Source organism: Proteiniphilum sp. UBA1028 (assembly GCF_002316955.1).
In the GTDB taxonomy this organism is placed as follows: Bacteria; Bacteroidota; Bacteroidia; order Bacteroidales; family Dysgonomonadaceae; genus Proteiniphilum.
In genome coordinates this window covers 857-1,230 of sequence record NZ_DCEN01000013.1, presented here as the reverse complement: position 1 = coordinate 1,230, position 374 = coordinate 857, and the positions used below count along the sequence as shown (strand labels likewise).

Annotated in this window: 1 protein-coding gene; it reads right to left on the bottom strand. The window is 44.1% G+C overall.

Translation table 11 applies throughout. The features are described from left to right. Window positions 1–374 (bottom strand): carboxypeptidase-like regulatory domain-containing protein (locus B3Z75_RS01770; RefSeq protein WP_294067130.1); only part of this gene is annotated, 374 nt, incomplete at both ends.

Below are 374 nucleotides of genomic sequence, written 5' to 3'. Positions count from 1 at the left end.
ACCCCTTGCAACCCCTGCGCAATATTGCCTATAGGCCTATCACTCAGCACATCGCCCGAAACAGATGCGACGGCACCTGTAAGATTGAGCTTTTTCTGTGTCCCATACCCGACAACTACGAGCTCATCCAGGGTTTTGGTATCTTCTTTCAGTACAATACTGAAAAAACTCCTGTCCCCCACTAGTATCTCCTGTTCCACATAACCTATGTAAGAAATGGTTATCGTTGCATTTGATTTTACCTTCAGCGAAAAATTGCCGTCTATATCAGTAACTGTTCCGTTACTTACGACATCTTTTTCAATAATGTTGGCACCAATAACCGGATCACCGGCTTCATCGGTGATTTTTCCCGTAACTACTTTCTCCTGTTG